This is a genomic window from Microbulbifer sp. TB1203, assembly GCF_030997045.1.
GTDB lineage: Bacteria > Pseudomonadota > Gammaproteobacteria > Pseudomonadales > Cellvibrionaceae > Microbulbifer.
Genome location: NZ_CP116899.1, coordinates 1,427,405 through 1,441,912 on the forward strand (window position 1 = coordinate 1,427,405; position 14,508 = coordinate 1,441,912).

Annotated in this window: 13 protein-coding genes; 1 reads left to right on the forward strand and 12 read right to left on the reverse strand. The window is 62.2% G+C overall.

The annotated features are described in order from the left end of the window. Window positions 1–33: 33 nt before the first annotated feature. The 12 genes from gspL to PP263_RS06085 all read right to left on the reverse strand — a co-directional run bounded on the left by gspL (window position 34) and on the right by PP263_RS06085 (window position 12,333). A complete protein-coding gene (gene gspL / locus PP263_RS06030) occupies window positions 34–1,299 on the reverse strand; it encodes a type II secretion system protein GspL (RefSeq protein ID WP_308367463.1) in 1,266 nt (421 codons plus the stop codon). A 56-nt stretch (window positions 1,300–1,355) separates the two neighbouring features. Next, window positions 1,356–2,408, reverse strand: a complete 1,053-nt coding sequence (gspK, locus tag PP263_RS06035) for a type II secretion system minor pseudopilin GspK (protein WP_308367464.1) — start codon at window positions 2,406–2,408, stop codon at window positions 1,356–1,358. Then, entirely contained in the window at window positions 2,405–3,139 is a 735-nt protein-coding gene (gspJ, locus tag PP263_RS06040; RefSeq protein WP_308367465.1) for a type II secretion system minor pseudopilin GspJ, read from the reverse strand. Before gspJ ends, gspK begins: the two co-directional genes overlap by 4 nt. Window positions 3,140–3,227: 88 nt before the next feature. After that, entirely contained in the window at window positions 3,228–3,653 is a 426-nt protein-coding gene (gspI, locus tag PP263_RS06045; protein WP_308367466.1) for a type II secretion system minor pseudopilin GspI, read from the reverse strand. Next, window positions 3,646–4,377 carry a type II secretion system minor pseudopilin GspH gene (gene gspH / locus PP263_RS06050; RefSeq protein ID WP_308367467.1) on the reverse strand — a complete coding sequence of 244 codons (732 nt, stop codon included), beginning with the start codon at window positions 4,375–4,377 and terminating at the stop codon, window positions 3,646–3,648. Before gspH ends, gspI begins: the two co-directional genes overlap by 8 nt. 11 nt (window positions 4,378–4,388) lie before the next feature. Next, entirely contained in the window at window positions 4,389–4,817 is a 429-nt protein-coding gene (gene gspG, locus PP263_RS06055; RefSeq protein ID WP_308367468.1) for a type II secretion system major pseudopilin GspG, read from the reverse strand. A 31-nt stretch (window positions 4,818–4,848) separates the two neighbouring features. Next, entirely contained in the window at window positions 4,849–6,066 is a 1,218-nt protein-coding gene (gene gspF / locus PP263_RS06060) for a type II secretion system inner membrane protein GspF (RefSeq protein WP_183459664.1), read from the reverse strand. Window positions 6,067–6,133: 67 nt separating this feature from the next. Further along, window positions 6,134–7,621 (reverse strand): type II secretion system ATPase GspE, encoded by a 1,488-nt coding sequence (gene gspE / locus PP263_RS06065; RefSeq protein WP_308367469.1) that lies wholly within the window; start codon window positions 7,619–7,621, stop codon window positions 6,134–6,136. Beyond that, the gene (gene gspD / locus PP263_RS06070) at window positions 7,618–9,666 is read right to left on the reverse strand and encodes a type II secretion system secretin GspD (protein ID WP_308367470.1); all 2,049 of its coding nucleotides are present in this window, start codon (window positions 9,664–9,666) and stop codon (window positions 7,618–7,620) included. The genes gspE and gspD overlap by 4 nt, the downstream gene beginning before the upstream one ends. Before the next feature lie 59 nt (window positions 9,667–9,725). After that, complete coding sequence (locus PP263_RS06075; RefSeq protein ID WP_308367471.1) at window positions 9,726–10,403, reverse strand: type II secretion system protein N; 678 nt, start codon at window positions 10,401–10,403, stop codon at window positions 9,726–9,728. Window positions 10,404–10,654: 251 nt separating this feature from the next. Beyond that, complete coding sequence (locus PP263_RS06080) at window positions 10,655–11,584, reverse strand: FAD-binding protein (RefSeq protein WP_308367472.1); 930 nt, start codon at window positions 11,582–11,584, stop codon at window positions 10,655–10,657. Beyond that, a complete protein-coding gene (locus PP263_RS06085) occupies window positions 11,581–12,333 on the reverse strand; it encodes an electron transfer flavoprotein subunit beta/FixA family protein (protein WP_308367473.1) in 753 nt (250 codons plus the stop codon). Before PP263_RS06085 ends, PP263_RS06080 begins: the two co-directional genes overlap by 4 nt. A gap of 419 nt (window positions 12,334–12,752) precedes the next feature. Between PP263_RS06085 and PP263_RS06090 the strand changes: the two genes are divergently transcribed. After that, window positions 12,753–14,375: an electron transfer flavoprotein-ubiquinone oxidoreductase gene (locus tag PP263_RS06090; RefSeq protein WP_308368570.1), complete on the forward strand. Its 1,623-nt coding sequence runs from the start codon at window positions 12,753–12,755 to the stop codon at window positions 14,373–14,375. Window positions 14,376–14,508: the final 133 nt, after the last annotated feature.

A 14,508-nucleotide genomic window follows, 5' to 3' on the forward strand; every position in this document is an offset into this window, starting at 1 on the left:
CGCTGTTAGATCACTGAATTCACTAATAACTGATTAGCGCAGCCGGATACGTCCGGACACGCCCTTCTCGAGTTCGTTGGCTGCCAATAGCTCCGCCTTGTATTCGCCGTTGGACAGGCGTCCCACGAGGGTGTCCAGGTCGGTCAGGTTGGGCGCCTGTAGCTGCAACACCATTTCCCCGCGGTTGCCGTCGAAGCGCAGGGACTCCAGCTTGAGTTCACCGCCCTTGTGCTGGCTCCAGACACTGCTCAACAGTTGCATCTGGCGCCCGAAGCTGCTGCTGCCGGCGGCGGCCTGGTTGAGGTAGCCGTCGATCTGGCGGCGGATATCCGCGCTCGGCCGGTCCCGCGGAAAGAGTTCGCCGAACAGCGCCTGCGCCTCGCTCTCCGCACTGCCCGCGCGCCATTGGTAATAGCCCCCGGCAGCCAAGTACAGCATCAGTTGAAGCACGAAGCAGGCCACTGCCGCAATCGCCGGCTTGTACCACCAGTCGCGCTCATCGCTGCCGTCGTCCAACTGGTAATCGCCGCTCAGCAGATTGGCCAGGCAATCGGGCCTGGCGCAGGCCAGGAGTTCTTCCTCCGCCGCCCGCTCGGAGCGCTGTAGGCGCTCGCCAAACAGGGTTTCCAATTCCGCTATGACCAGGGAGTCATCCCCGCCGGCACCGAGCAGTTGCAGCTCGGGCACCGCACTCTCAGCACTCTCATCCGCGTCATCGTCACTTTCGCCAGCTTCCGCCAGATGGGCCAACAGCGGCTGCAGATGCTGGCGCTGAACAGTGAGGCCGTACCCTGCTTTGTGCCAGATATGCGCCTGGCTGCCGTCTATCCACAGGGCGATATCCCGATTCAGCGGTTCCAGTAGCTGGTACTCTGGTACAGCCGCGACCACCGGCCATTGCAAGCGCTGCAACTGGCTGTGCAGCGCATCCATCTTCTCCCTGGCGACGGCATAGATACTGCATTGCTCACCGCTGATGGGCCGGCACAGGAAGTGCAGATCCTCCACGTCCTCGGCCAACCGCTCCTCCACCATGTACCCAACTGCGCTGCTCTGGCGGCGCGCGGCTTTGGGGATCGCCTCCACGCCGCTCCACACCCAGTTGCCGGGAAGAAGCAGCAGCGCCCGGGCGTTCTCGGGAAAATCGAGCTGGATTGCGTCCTCCGGGGTTTCCAGCGGCTCGCGGTCCGGGTCAAAGGCGCGCACAAAGCTGTCGTCCAGGGCCACGGGACGCCAGCCGTCGCTGCACCAGCAGAGGATGCCGAGGCCACTTTCATCCTCCCGTAAGCGCAGCAACATCAGTTGCCGCCCAGGTGCTGCACCCTTTGATTCAAAACTTAAACTATCTGCCATAACTATTTGGTTTTTCTTGATTTATCATCCGCAGATTCGGAAGAATCCTGCAGTAACTCCTGCATGTGCCCGGTGGAGAAGCTGCGCCGCTGGCGATGCAACACCTCAGCGCTGCCTTTGCCCTGGTCGACTTTTAAAGTGGTCTCCCAGTACTGGCGGTAGTCGCCGCCGTCCCCCAGTTGCACCGCGATCCGGGCGAGAAAATAGCTGCTCTCGAAAACCAGCCCCGAGCCGCCGGTCACACCGTAGCTGGCCAACTGGGCGTAATCACTGAAAACCATCTCCGATTCCCGCTGGCGAACAATCTCCTCGCTGTTGGCCTCCGGCTGCACCGCCTCGATTAATTCCACCGGTGCGAAGTTCACATTGATTTTCGTGTCCGTTTCCGGGAGGGCACACAGGAAGGGACGCAATTTCTGCCAGTCCTCCGCCTCCATCCCCTGCACTGCGGCCAGTTCGGACACATCGGTAATCTGCGTATCCGGGGTGCGATGGGCCACATCCAGCCCCAGATAGCCGTCATCCTCGGTGCCCGGCGCTTTCGGGGTGTCGTCGGCGTCCAGCCAGTCCAGGATCGCGTTGGCCAGCTCCGGCTTGCCGCTGACATTGCGCACGAGGCGTTCGAAAATCTCGTTTTGCTCGCCCCCCTGTCTGCCCTGTCCGCCCTGCCTGCCCGAGCCGCCTGCAGTGAGATTGTTCACATTAAAACATGAATGTAAGTCTTTGATCTGAATCCGGATCTTCCCATTGTCCGGATTGAATTCCAACGCTTTCTGCGCCCAGGGCTCGCCGGCATGGTCGGCGGGTGGATCCTCTCCCCTCTTACCGGCCTCCTTGTCCGCCTCCCAGTCCCGCTCCAGGGCCACCCGCGCCCAAGCCTCGGCGCCGCCGACGAACTCAGCCAGTTGGGTATTGGCCAGCAACATGCCGGTGCGCGACAGGGCGATTCGGTTGCGCAGTATGGAGTGGGTTACCGCGGCGATCGCGATGACCATCACCAGTAGCACGGTGATCAGCGCAACCCCGCGCTGTTGTTTGGGCCCGGCGGCATTCACGGGTTTTCCCCGCGCTCGCCGGCGTCCTTATCGGGAGGGCTGGCTACGGGAAAGACCCGCCGCAACTCGCCGCCGGTGCGGGTCATCAACACCAGCTCAAGAGCTTGGGGCAGGCGGATGTCCAGTTGGCCGGCGGAAGTCTGTGAGGATGCCGGCGGCCATTGGGACAGCCAGGTTTCGGTATCCGGGTCGTAATAGCGCAGGGTCAGCGCGTCGACGCCGGCGAGCAACGGCTCCGCCACCGGCTCCGAATCTGGGCCTCGGTCCAGCACCCGCCAGCGACTGCGCAGGAACAAGCCGCCGCTGTCCTCCTCCAGGGCGTTTCCGCCGGGCTCCTCCTCAGGATAACCGAGGGAGTAACCCACGCGCTGCAGCTCGCCGCGGGGCTCGCCAGTGAGATTGGCCGCGCCCAGGCGGGTAAACTCGATTTCGTCCGCATCGCCCCGCAGGGCCGGTTCGTAGCCTGTGTAGGCATTCTTGACCGGCCGGACCGTAAGCTGGCGGAGGTCATCGTCGATGCGGTAGAGAGCCATGGACAGCCGCCGCAGTTCCTCCGCGCGCCCTTCCAGTGCCCGGTCGGTGGCGTTGAAGGTGTCCAGCAGGGCGTAGGACCCGATACTGATGATGGAAACCAGTACCAGCACCACCATGATCTCGATCAGAGTGAAGCCGGACTGTTTGGATGCGGAATGCGCCGTTATCTGCCCGCTGCGCGCCTTTGCCCGTCCCACATTCCGCATTCCGCATTGACTCGCGCCATCCATGGCGCTCGCCCTGCGGGCGCGTTCGGCGTCCAAATTTGCTCCTGCAAATTTGTCATCATTCACCATTCCGCCCCCCCTTCGCCGCCCAGGCATCCAGGGTGAATACCGGATACTCGCCGTCCGGCCGCGCCACTTCCACGATGATATGGCGCATACGCTCCTCTCTGGTGTCCTCCACGGTGGCGGTCACCTGCCACTCGCGCCCACCCAGCGGCACCCGTTCGGCTTTCTCTCCCACCGGCGGCCAGGGGCTGCGCACGCGAATCTCAGCCAGCACTTCCTGCGCCACCCAACTGGCGGCCAGGCGCTCCTCCATGGCTGCCTGCTGGCGCACACTGCCCTGCATGGTTTTCAGCACGCTGGCGGCGATTACGCCAAAGATCACCAGCGCGACCAGCACCTCCACCAAGGTGAAACCGGAGGAGCGAGAAATGGGAACTATGGGACCCGGGACCCGGGACCCGTATCTACGCTCAGTCATCCACCTGCCACTCCACCTTCAATCCCGCCAGGCTGGTATAGGAAATCGATGCTCCGCGGCTGATGTCGCCGTCACTGAGCAGGAACATGGCCAGCTCTACCGGGAGGATTTCACCGCTGGAAAGCGCCACGAACTGAGGGAGTTGTTCCTCCTCCTCTTTTCGCTCAGCGGCGAACTCCTTGGATTCGGTGCCGGGCATCTGGGCTTCCTCCAGCACTTCCAGGCGGATATTTTCCGGCAGCTGATGAGAGGCGAAACGCGCAGCGCTGCGGCCCGCGGATTCGGTGTCCAGAGCCTGCCACTTCATGGCCGCGGCATCGAAACGCACCACGCTGTAGCCGTCACTTTCCACCATCACCCCGTAGTGCGCCTTGTCGATCAAAGCCCGGTCCGCCACCAACTGCAACAGGCTGGCCAGGCGCTGGACCTCGCCGGTCCAGTTGCGGTTGCCGGCACCGCCCAGGGACAGCACTGCCATCCCCGCCAGGGTGGCGATGATAACGATGACGACCAGAATCTCGATCAGGGTGAAGCCGGATTGACGGGAACCGGAACCCGGGGCCCGGGACCCGGCGTGAGAAAGGCTTGGGGATAGAGTGCCGGCAGTACCCGCGCTTTGGCAGCGCCCGTCCGGCAGACAAACCCGAGTCGCGAGCCGAGAGCCCCGAGTCCCGATCTGTCCGGGGAGCGATTCAAGCCCCCCTACTTCAAGCCGGCACGCCATCCCGGTCAAACTCAAAGCTCGGCGAGCGATAGATCCGCCGCCTCACCCTCACCACCGGGCTTGCCGTCGGCCCCCAGGCTGTACAGATCGTAGGGGCCGGTGCTACCGGGGCTGATGTACTGGTACTCATTGCCCCAGGGATCCTTGGGAGCCTTTTTCAGATAGGGCTCGTTCCAGTTCTTCGCCTCTGGAAAGCCGGAAGGTTTGCTCACCAGCGCCTGCAGACCCTGGTCGGAGCTGGGGTACACGAAGTTATCCATGCGGTACATATCCAGCGCAGTCTCGATGGCGCGCAGGTCCACCACTGCGGCCTTCATCCGCGCCTCGCCGGTGCGTCCCAGCACGTTGGGCACCACCAGGGCGCCGAGCACCCCGAGAATCACGATCACCACCATGATCTCGATCAGCGTAAAGCCGCCGCTTTTTCGTAAAGTTCTCATTTTCTCGCTCCCTTCGCCTGTAGACAGGCTTTTACACAACCAGTTGATTCATGCTCATGATGGGCATCATGATCGCCATCACAATAAACAGAACGATCCCGGCCATCAGCAGCAGCATGGCCGGTTCGAACAGACTGACAAACGCGGTAACCGCCCCCTGCAGATCCTGCTCCTGGGATTCCGCAGCGCGGCGGAGCATTTCATCCAGGGTGCCGGAGGATTCACCGCTGGCGATCATATAGATCATCATGGGCGGGAAATACTCCACGTCTTCCAGCGCGCGGCGCAAACTGCCACCTTCGCGCACAGATTTCTGCGCCGCCTGCAAACGCTCCTTGAGAAAATCGTTGCTCATCACCCCACTGGCGATACCCATCGCCTGCACCAGCGGTACGCTACTGCCGGTGAGAATCGCCAGGGTACCCACATAGCGGGCGCTCTGGCCACCCCGAACCAGCCAGCCGATCAGCGGCAGTTCCAGCAGCCGGTGGTGAAAGCGGTAGCGGGCTGCCGGACGGCGCAACAGGAAAATAATCGCCACTATCAGCGCCGCCAGCGCCGGGGGCACCAGCCAACCCCAAGCGGAGATGAAATCGCTCACCGCCACCAGTATGCGCGTGGGGAGGGGCAACACCTGGCCTGTGCCGGTAAACACCTCGATCACGTCCGGCACCACGTAGACCATCAGGCCGGTCACCACCAGGACACAGATGAATACCAGCACCATCGGGTAGATCAGCGCCAATTGCACCTTCTGGCGGAATTTCTGCTGATTCTCGGTGTAGTCGCCGAGACGCTCAAGCACCGCATCCAGGTGGCCCGAGTGTTCTCCCGCCTCCACCGTGGCGCGGTACAGCTTCGGGAAGGCGCGGGGAAAACTGCCCAGGGCCTGGGCGAAGCTGTGGCCCTCCAGCACCTTGCCGCGCACCGCGAGCACGATGCGACGGATCTTGTGATTGCGGGTCTGGCTGGCGATGGCGCCGAGAGTCTCTTCCAGGGGAATGCCGGCGCGCAGCAGCGTGGCGATCTGGCGGGTGAGCAGCGCCAGATGTTTGATACTGAGGCCCGGGCTGCCGGCAAGCAGGCTGCCGCCACTCTCGCCGGCACTGTCCGCCGCCGGGGACACCTCCAGTGGCACCAGCCCCTTGGCGCGCAACTGCTGGCGCGCCGCACGGGGGCTGTCGGCCTCGAGAGTGCCGCGGTTCTTGCGGCCGGAATCGGTAAGGGCGATGTATTGGAAGGCGGCCACGATTTAGAGACCTCCAAGCCCGGAAAAGGTAGGGGAGAATCGGGACCCGGGTCCCGTGATCCCGCCGTCAAGACTCCTGCGTAACACGCACCACCTCCTCCAGCGAAGTCACCCCCGCCAATACCTTCGCCACGCCGTCCTCGCGAATACTGGACGCCACCTTGCGCGCTTCCGTGACCAGCTTGCTCTCGGAGGCGCGGTCGTGGATCAGCTGGCGCATGACATCGTTGACGGGCACCAGTTCATAGATACCCACGCGGCCCACATAGCCGCTGTGGCTGCAGTTCTCACAGCCGGCGGGGCGGTAGATCACCGCCTCCTCCACGCCCAGCAGACGGCACTCGGAGGCGTCGGCGCTGTGGGGCTGCCTGCACTTCGGGCAGAGTACCCGTACCAGGCGCTGGGCCAGCACGCCGATCAGGCTGGAGGAGAGCAGGAAGGGTTCGATACCCATGTCCACCAGACGGGTCACCGCGCCCAGTGCGGTATTGGTGTGCAGCGTGGAGAGCACCAGGTGGCCGGTAAGGCTCGCCTGGATTGCAATCTGCATGGTCTCCAGGTCGCGGATCTCCCCCACCATCACCACGTCCGGGTCCTGGCGCAGTATCGCGCGCAGACCGCGGGCGAAGGTCATGTCCGCCTTGGTGTTCACCTGGGTCTGGCCGACGCCTTCCAGGTTGTACTCCACCGGGTCCTCGACGGTGAGGATGTTCTTCTCCCGGTTGTTGATGCTGGCGAGGCCGGCGTAAAGGGTGGTGGTCTTGCCGGAGCCGGTGGGGCCAGTGACCAGCAGGATGCCGTGGGGGCGACCCAGCAGTTCGGTCATCACCTGCAGGTCGCGGTCCGCCATGCCCAGCTTACCCATGTCCATCTTGCCGGCCTGCTTGTCCAGCAGGCGCATCACCACCCGCTCGCCGGCGGAGGACGGCATGGTGGAGACGCGTACGTCCACCTCGCGCCCGGCCATCAGCAGGGAGATGCGGCCGTCCTGGGGAATGCGCTTCTCGGCGATGTCCAGCTTGGCCATTACCTTGATACGGGACACCAGCAGCGGCGCCAGCGCGCGGCGCGGCTGCAGCACTTCACGCAGCACGCCGTCCACGCGAAAACGCACCACCAGGCGCTTCTCGAAAGTCTCGATATGGATATCCGAGGCTCCCTGCTTGAGGGACTCGGCGAAGATGGCGTTGATCAGCTTGACGATGGGGGCGTCGTCTTCCTGCTCCAGCAGGTCTTCGGTCTCCGGCAGGGAGTCGGCCACCGCGGCCAGGTCAAGGTCGTCGCCCAGTGTCTCCACATCGGAGAGATTGCCGCCCTCGCGGTTTTCGTACAGCCGCTGCAGGGCGGCCTGGAAAGCCTCCTCTCCCACCGCCTCGATATCCACCGGGCGGCCACAGAGGCGCTGCACCTCCGCCAGTACCGACGGGTTCAGTGGCGCGACATACTGGCAGCGAGCGCCGCCGTCCACGTCGAGCAGCAGCGCACGGTGGCGCTTGGCGAAGGCATAGGGCAACCGCTTCACTGCCCGGGTTGTCACTTCCGCGCTGGCCGTCATTTTTCCGCCTCTATCACCTCTGCATCGAGAACTTCCACCGGCGCCTCGCCGTCCGGTTTCACTCCCATGCCGTCGTAGCCGCCGGTAGGTGGCAGCAGGTCCGGCAGCACGTCGCCGCGATGCCAGTCCCAGATCAGGCTGGTCCTGTCCTTCAGGTGAATCTGCTTTTCCTGCAGGTCCAGGTAGCGTTTGCGGGTCTCCTCGTAGCCGGCGATCTGGGTGCTGAGGATCTTCGGGCGTATGAACACCATCAGGTTGGTCTTGCTGACTTTTTTGTCAGTATTGCGAAACAGGCGGCCGATACCCGGGATATCCCCCAACAGCGGCACCTTGGATACCGACTCGGTGACTTGGTCCTCGATCAGGCCGCCGAGCACCAGTATGGCGCCGTCGTCGACCAAAACCTTGGTGCGGATCTCCCGCTTGCTGGTCACGATATCCACCGCGCCCTCGCTGGTGGGCAGCACGTTCTCCACCTTCTGCTCGATTTCCAGGGTCACGGAATTGTTGTTGTTTACCCGCGGGATCACCTTGAGCTCGGTACCGATATCCTCGCGCTGAATGGTGGTAAACGGGTCGTTATTGCTGCCGGACAGCAGCTGCTCACCGGTAACGAAGGGCACATTCTGGCCCACCAGTATCTCCGCCTCCTCATTGTCCAGAGCCATGATGGTTGGCGTGGAGAGGATATTGGCGTTGTTCTCCGAGGCGATGGCATTGATCGCGACGCGGATATCGGTGCCGCTCAAATAGCCCAGGTGCAGGGCGCCGGGGCCGGTCAGGCTGGCCAGCGGCAGGGAGAAGGGGTTGAAGGTTTCGACCACTTCACCATCCTCATTGATGGCCTGAGTGGCGGGGCTATTGTTCCAGCCCGCCACCGCATTTTCGTTGGCCCCGGTGATCCAACTGATACCCAGCTCGTTGCCGGTGCCCTCGGTCACTTCGACGATAATCGCCTCGATCAACACCTGTGCGCGACGCACGTCCAGCTTGGCGATCACCCCTTTCATGGTTTCCAGCAGTGACGGCGGCGCGGTGAGTATCAGGGCGTTGAGGGCCTCGTTGACCTGGATGCTCACTTCCACATCGGCGATCTGCTGGTCCTTCTCGGTCTTCTGGATGCTGCCGCTCATGCCCTCGAGGATCGGCTTGAGATCCACGGCGCTCGCGTACTGCACATAGACCACTGCGGTGTTGCCCTCACCATCCAGCGGCTGGTCGAGGCGGGCGATCACATTCTTCAGTTGCTGGCGGGTTACCGGATCGCCGGTGAGCAGCACGCTGTTGGAGCGCTCGTCCACGGCGATGCGCAGGGGCTGCACCTCACTACCTGGGCTGCTCTTGCCACCCGCCTGCAGCAACTCACCCAATACCTGTTTTACTTCCTTGGCGGAGGCGAACTGCAGTGGCACCAGTTCAATCTCGATGGCGCCGGCGCGATCCAGCTGTTTGACCAGATGCACTATCTGATCGATGTTTGCGGCGCGGTCAGCGATGATCAGGGTGTTGGTGTCGGCGTAGGCGGCCAAGTGGCCGGTCTGCGGAATCAGCGGGCGCAGCATAGCAATCAGTTGGGCCGCAGAGATGTTCTCCACCCGCACGGTACGTACCACCAGGGACTCTGGCGGTGCGCGGGTCTCGTCGCTCACGACCGGAATCGCCTGCTGCTTGGCCAGGGCATCCGGCACCACTTTCCAGGCCCCCCCCTGCTCCACCAGGCTGAAGCCATTGACCTGGAGCACGGACATAAAGACTTCAAAGGCCTCTTGATGGGACATGGGGTCGCCGGCAACGACGGTGACCTTACCCTTCACATTGGGGTGCACAATGATGTTCTTGCCGGTGAAATCCGCCGCCCAGTTGATCAGGTCGCGGATATCGGCGTTGTCCAGCGACAGGGTCACCCTTTCCGGACCTTGGGTCAGCGCCGCCCCTTCCGGGCCCCGCGCCAGAACGTCCCCTTCCGGGGGTTGAGCCAGTATTGAAGTCGATATCAACAAACCCAGGCTGACTGCGAACAGCCGTCGATAGAACATCCTCATCATTATTTATCTGGCTCTTTTATTTTGTATGTCTGAAAGAAATGGTCTTGGCAATCTGGCGATTAGTCTGTACGGGCAGCCCGCCGCTCGCGGGCCAACTCGCGCAGCTCCTCCAGGCGCTCGCGGATGGACTGCTGTTTCTCCGAGCGACTGGCGGCACTGCTCGCACTGGCTTCCACTGCCTGGCGAGCGTAGTTGGCAATCTCCCGCATGGGAACGCTGGGGCGGCCATCCTCATCCGGATAGGTCAGCTTTTCCATTTTGCCGTTGCGCTGTAGCACAATATGGTCCACTGCCACGGAGTAAAGTTCCGCCCCCCCGGGCAGACTGTCACCGATATAGACGCGCTGGGCCGGTTTGCCCTTCTCCGACACCAGGGCGCTGGCCTTGTCCTTGGCACTGTTGTCGAGCACTCCCGACAGCACCAGGTTGAGCTGGGTGATGGGGATATTGGCCAGATCCACTTCCGGCTGCTGGCTGGCAGCCTTCACCGGGGCACGGCCGAAGAAAGGGGTATTGGGCAGGGATTCCACCCGGCCAACGGCGGATGCCTGCACACTGCGCCTGGCCAACAGCGACTCCTCGCTATCGTCGGGAACCACCAGTGCACCGTAAGCCACCAGGTTGAGCAGCAGCCAGCCACCGACGACAGCGGTGGAAGCCAGGGTGCTGCGCGGCAAAGACTTGCGCCGCCCAACGACTGCACCAATAGAGACAAAGGCTCGTTTTACTGCGGACATGAACAACCCTGTGAGTCAACTTCAACGATTGAGCATATTTATCGATTATTGACGCCTATTCTCTTTCGTCACTTTGAGAAACGCAATGTTCACTCTTTGGCGCATCATACAGCATATAATTTAATCAGTGTATGCAATTTGATCACCCTCCGGCGAAACCGGCCAGCGATGGCCCTTCACGGTAGAGCGACTCAAAAACAAAAAGGCGGCTCAATGCCGCCCTTCTGGTCGATCAGTATATTAACTGAAAATTACAGCTTTGTTTCCAGTTCCGGCACTGCATCGAAGAGATCCGCCACCAGTCCGTAGTCGGCGACGGAGAAGATTGGGGCCTCTTCGTCCTTGTTGATGGCCACGATCACCTTGGAATCCTTCATCCCCGCCAGGTGCTGGATGGCGCCGGAGATGCCCACGGCGATGTACAGGTCGGGAGCGACTATCTTGCCGGTCTGGCCCACCTGCATGTCATTGGGCACGAAGCCCGCGTCCACCGCGGCGCGGGATGCGCCCACAGCGGCCCCCAGCTTGTCGGCCAGTTTGTACAGCAGCTCGAAGTTATCACCGTTCTGCATGCCGCGGCCGCCGGAGATCACCACCTTGGCGGCAGTCAGTTCCGGGCGGTCGGATACCGCCAGCTCTTCGCCAACGAAGGAGGAAACGCCGGCGTCCTCAGCGATATCCACGGCCTCCACCGCGGCGCTGCCGCCCTCCGCAGCCACAGCGTCGAACGCAGTGGTACGCACGGTGATCACCTTGGTGGTATCGGAGCTCTGTACCGTGGCAACCACGTTGCCGGCGTAGATGGGGCGTTTGAAGGTGTCGGCACTCTCCACGGCGAGGATGTCGGAGATGGGCTGCACGTCCAACAGCGCCGCAACGCGCGGCAGCATATTCTTGCCGGTGGTGGTGGCCGGAGCCAGGATATGACTGTAGTCCCCGCCCAGGTCCGCCACCAGCTTGGCCACATTTTCCGCCAGTTGGTGTTCGTAGGCGGCGTTGTCCGCCACCAGAATCTTGGCGACGCCGTCGATCCTGGCTGCAGCCTCGGCTGCGGCACCGCAGTTGGCACCGGCTACCAGTACGTGGATATCGCCACCGATGGCCTTGGCCGCGGCGACGGTATTGAGCGTGGCGCCCTTGATCTCGGCGTTGTCGTGTTCCGCAATAACCAGAATGCTCATTGGATTACCTTCGCCTCGTTCTTCAGTTTCTCTACCAGTTCGTCCACGCTGGCGACCTTGACGCCCGCCTGGCGCTCCGCCGGCGGCTCGACTTTCAGGGTCTTGGTGCGCGGCGTGACATCCACACCCAGCTCTTCCGGGCTAGTGGTGTCGAGCGGCTTCTTCTTCGCCTTCATGATATTGGGCAGGGAGGCGTAGCGCGGCTCGTTCAGGCGCAGGTCGGTGGTGACGATCGCCGGCAGCTTCAGGGAGACGGTCTGCAGGCCGCCATCGACCTCTCGGGTCACCTTCACGGAACCATCTTCCACCACTACTTCGGAAGCAAAGGTGCCCTGCCCCATCCCGGTCAGCGCGCCCAGCATCTGGCCGGTCTGGTTGTTGTCACCGTCGATGGACTGTTTACCCAGGATCACCAGTTGGGGCTCCTCTTTATCCACGATCGCCTTCAGACACTTGGCCACTGCCAGCGGCTGTAGCTCGGCATCGGTTTCCACCAGGATGCCGCGGTCGGCGCCGAGCGCCAGCGCGGTGCGGATCTGCTCCTGGCACTGCTTGGGTCCCATGGAGACGGCGACTATCTCGCTGACAACGCCTTTCTCCTTCAAGCGTACCGCCTCTTCCACGGCGATTTCGCAGAAGGGGTTGATAGACATTTTCACGTTGGCGGTATCGACGTCGGAGCCGTCCGCCTTCGGGCGGACCTTGACGTTGAAGTCCACAACGCGTTTCACAGCTACAAGAACTTTCATGGATATCCCGTCTCAGTAGTCTTTACTTGGGAACCGCGACTGACTGTTCACATCGCGAGCAAATACGGTCTTTGAGTCAAACAGGCGTTTGAACGGCGGCTATGTTGACCCTTCTAACAGGCAAAATCAATAGCCGAATAGCCGGACCCAACACCATTCAACAAATCTATTTCCGGGCATAAAAGCGAGCAATTTCAACAGTCTATCTCATCGAACCGAGGCGTATTTGCCACGGCAATTGAATAATCCTGCAATTGGTAGGGCTGGTTAAAGGCCTATATAATCCGCAGCCAATCAGGGGCCGGGATTCAACGTCGAATCACCCGGACACAATAAAAGATACATGATGCGCAGGCCCGAGTTGTAAAACACAGCTCATAAAATAACCAGCTGAGGAGAGCGCCGTGGAACGCGAATCAATGGAATACGATGTAGTGATCGTGGGCGCCGGCCCCGCGGGACTGGCGGCGGCCTCCCGTATTCGCCAGCTCAACGAAGACATCTCCGTATGCGTGGTGGAAAAGGGCTCCGAAGTGGGTGCCCATATTCTCTCCGGCGCGGTATTCGAACCCACCGCCCTGAACGAACTCTTCCCGGACTGGAAAGACCGCGGCGCCCCTCTCAATACCCCCGTCAAAGGCGACGACATCTATGTGATGGGCAGCGCAGAGAAAGCTACCCGCGTACCCAACCTCTTTGTGCCCAGCACCATGCACAATGAGGGCAACTATATTATCAGCCTCGGCAACCTGTGCCGCTGGCTGGCGGAGCAGGCGGAGAACCTGGGAGTGGAGATCTTCCCCGGCTTCGCCGCCGCCGAAGTGCTCTACAACGAGGACGGCTCCGTCAAAGGCATCGCCACCGGCGATATGGGCGTGGGTGCCAATGGCGAGCACAAGGACTCCTACATGCCCGGCATGGAGCTGCACGCCAAGTACACCCTCTTCGCCGAGGGCTGCCGCGGTCACCTGGGCAAACAGCTGATCGAGCGCTTCAAGCTGGACGAAGGCGTGGACCCGCAGCATTACGGCATCGGCATCAAGGAAATCTGGAAAGTCAGCGACGACAAGCACCAGCAGGGCCTGGTGGTACACACCGCCGGCTGGCCCCTGGACGAGAGCGGCTCCCACGGCGGCGGCTTCCTCTATCACCTGGAGGACAACCAGGTGGTCGTGGGCCTGATCACCGACCTGGCCTACAGCAACCCCCACGTGAGCCCTTTCGACGAGTTCCAGCGCTACAAGCACCACCCGGTGATCAAGCAGTACCTGGAGGGCGGCCACCGGGTTGCCTACGGCGCCCGCGCCATCACCAAGGGCGGCCTGCAGTCCCAACCGAAGATGACCTTCCCCGGCGGCCTGCTGATCGGCGACAACGCCGGCACCCTGAACTTCGCCAAGATCAAAGGCAACCACACCGCGATGAAGTCCGGCATGATCGCCGCGGAAGCCGCAGTGGAGGCCCTGACGGCGGACCGCGCCAACGACGAACTCACCGAATACACCACCAGGTACCGCGACAGCTGGGCCTGGAAAGAGCTGCACAAACAGCGCAACTTCGGCCCGGCCCAGCACAAGTGGGGCAATATCCTCGGCTCCGCCTACGCCTTTATCGACATCAACATCTTTCAGGGCAAGCTGCCCTGGACCCTGCGCGATCCCAAGGCCGATCACGCCCAACTGAGGCCGGCCGCGGACTGCAAGAAAATCGACTACCCCAAGCCCGACGGCGTGCTCAGCTTCGACAAGCTGTCCTCGGTGTTTATCTCCAACACCAACCACGAGGAAGACCAGCCCTGTCACCTGACCCTGAAGGACGACGAGATACCGCTGAACCACAACCTGCCCATCTACGACGAACCGGCCCAGCGCTACTGCCCCGCCGCCGTCTACGAGGTGGTGGAGGAAGCGGGCAAGCTGCGCTTCCAGATCAACGCCCAGAACTGCGTGCACTGCAAGACCTGTGATATCAAGGACCCCACGCAGAATATCGTCTGGGTCGCGCCGGAGGGCGGCGGCGGGCCCAACTACCCGAATATGTAAGGGGTAGCAATACGCTGTAGGAGCGGCCCATGGCCGCGATCGGCGGTAGCTACGAAGTAAAGCCGCTGATTCGCACCATAGCTCGGCACATCCGTGTACCTCAGCCTCCGGCCAGTTGAAGTTGCTCAAATCC

Coding starts and splice junctions, on each gene's coding strand:
- gspI (WP_308367466.1), bottom strand. CDS start 3,653: ATGACTGAGCGTAGATACGGGTCCCGGGTCCCGGGTCCCATAGTTCCC.
- PP263_RS06090 (WP_308368570.1), top strand. CDS start 12,753: ATGGAATACGATGTAGTGATCGTGGGCGCCGGCCCCGCGGGACTGGCG.
- PP263_RS06080 (WP_308367472.1), bottom strand. CDS start 11,584: ATGAGCATTCTGGTTATTGCGGAACACGACAACGCCGAGATCAAGGGC.
- gspL (WP_308367463.1), bottom strand. CDS start 1,299: ATGTTGCTGCGCTTACGGGAGGATGAAAGTGGCCTCGGCATCCTCTGC.
- gspD (WP_308367470.1), bottom strand. CDS start 9,666: ATGATGAGGATGTTCTATCGACGGCTGTTCGCAGTCAGCCTGGGTTTG.
- gspG (WP_308367468.1), bottom strand. CDS start 4,817: ATGAGAACTTTACGAAAAAGCGGCGGCTTTACGCTGATCGAGATCATG.
- PP263_RS06075 (WP_308367471.1), bottom strand. CDS start 10,403: ATGTCCGCAGTAAAACGAGCCTTTGTCTCTATTGGTGCAGTCGTTGGG.
- gspH (WP_308367467.1), bottom strand. CDS start 4,377: ATGGCGTGCCGGCTTGAAGTAGGGGGGCTTGAATCGCTCCCCGGACAG.
- gspE (WP_308367469.1), bottom strand. CDS start 7,621: ATGACGGCCAGCGCGGAAGTGACAACCCGGGCAGTGAAGCGGTTGCCC.
- PP263_RS06085 (WP_308367473.1), bottom strand. CDS start 12,333: ATGAAAGTTCTTGTAGCTGTGAAACGCGTTGTGGACTTCAACGTCAAG.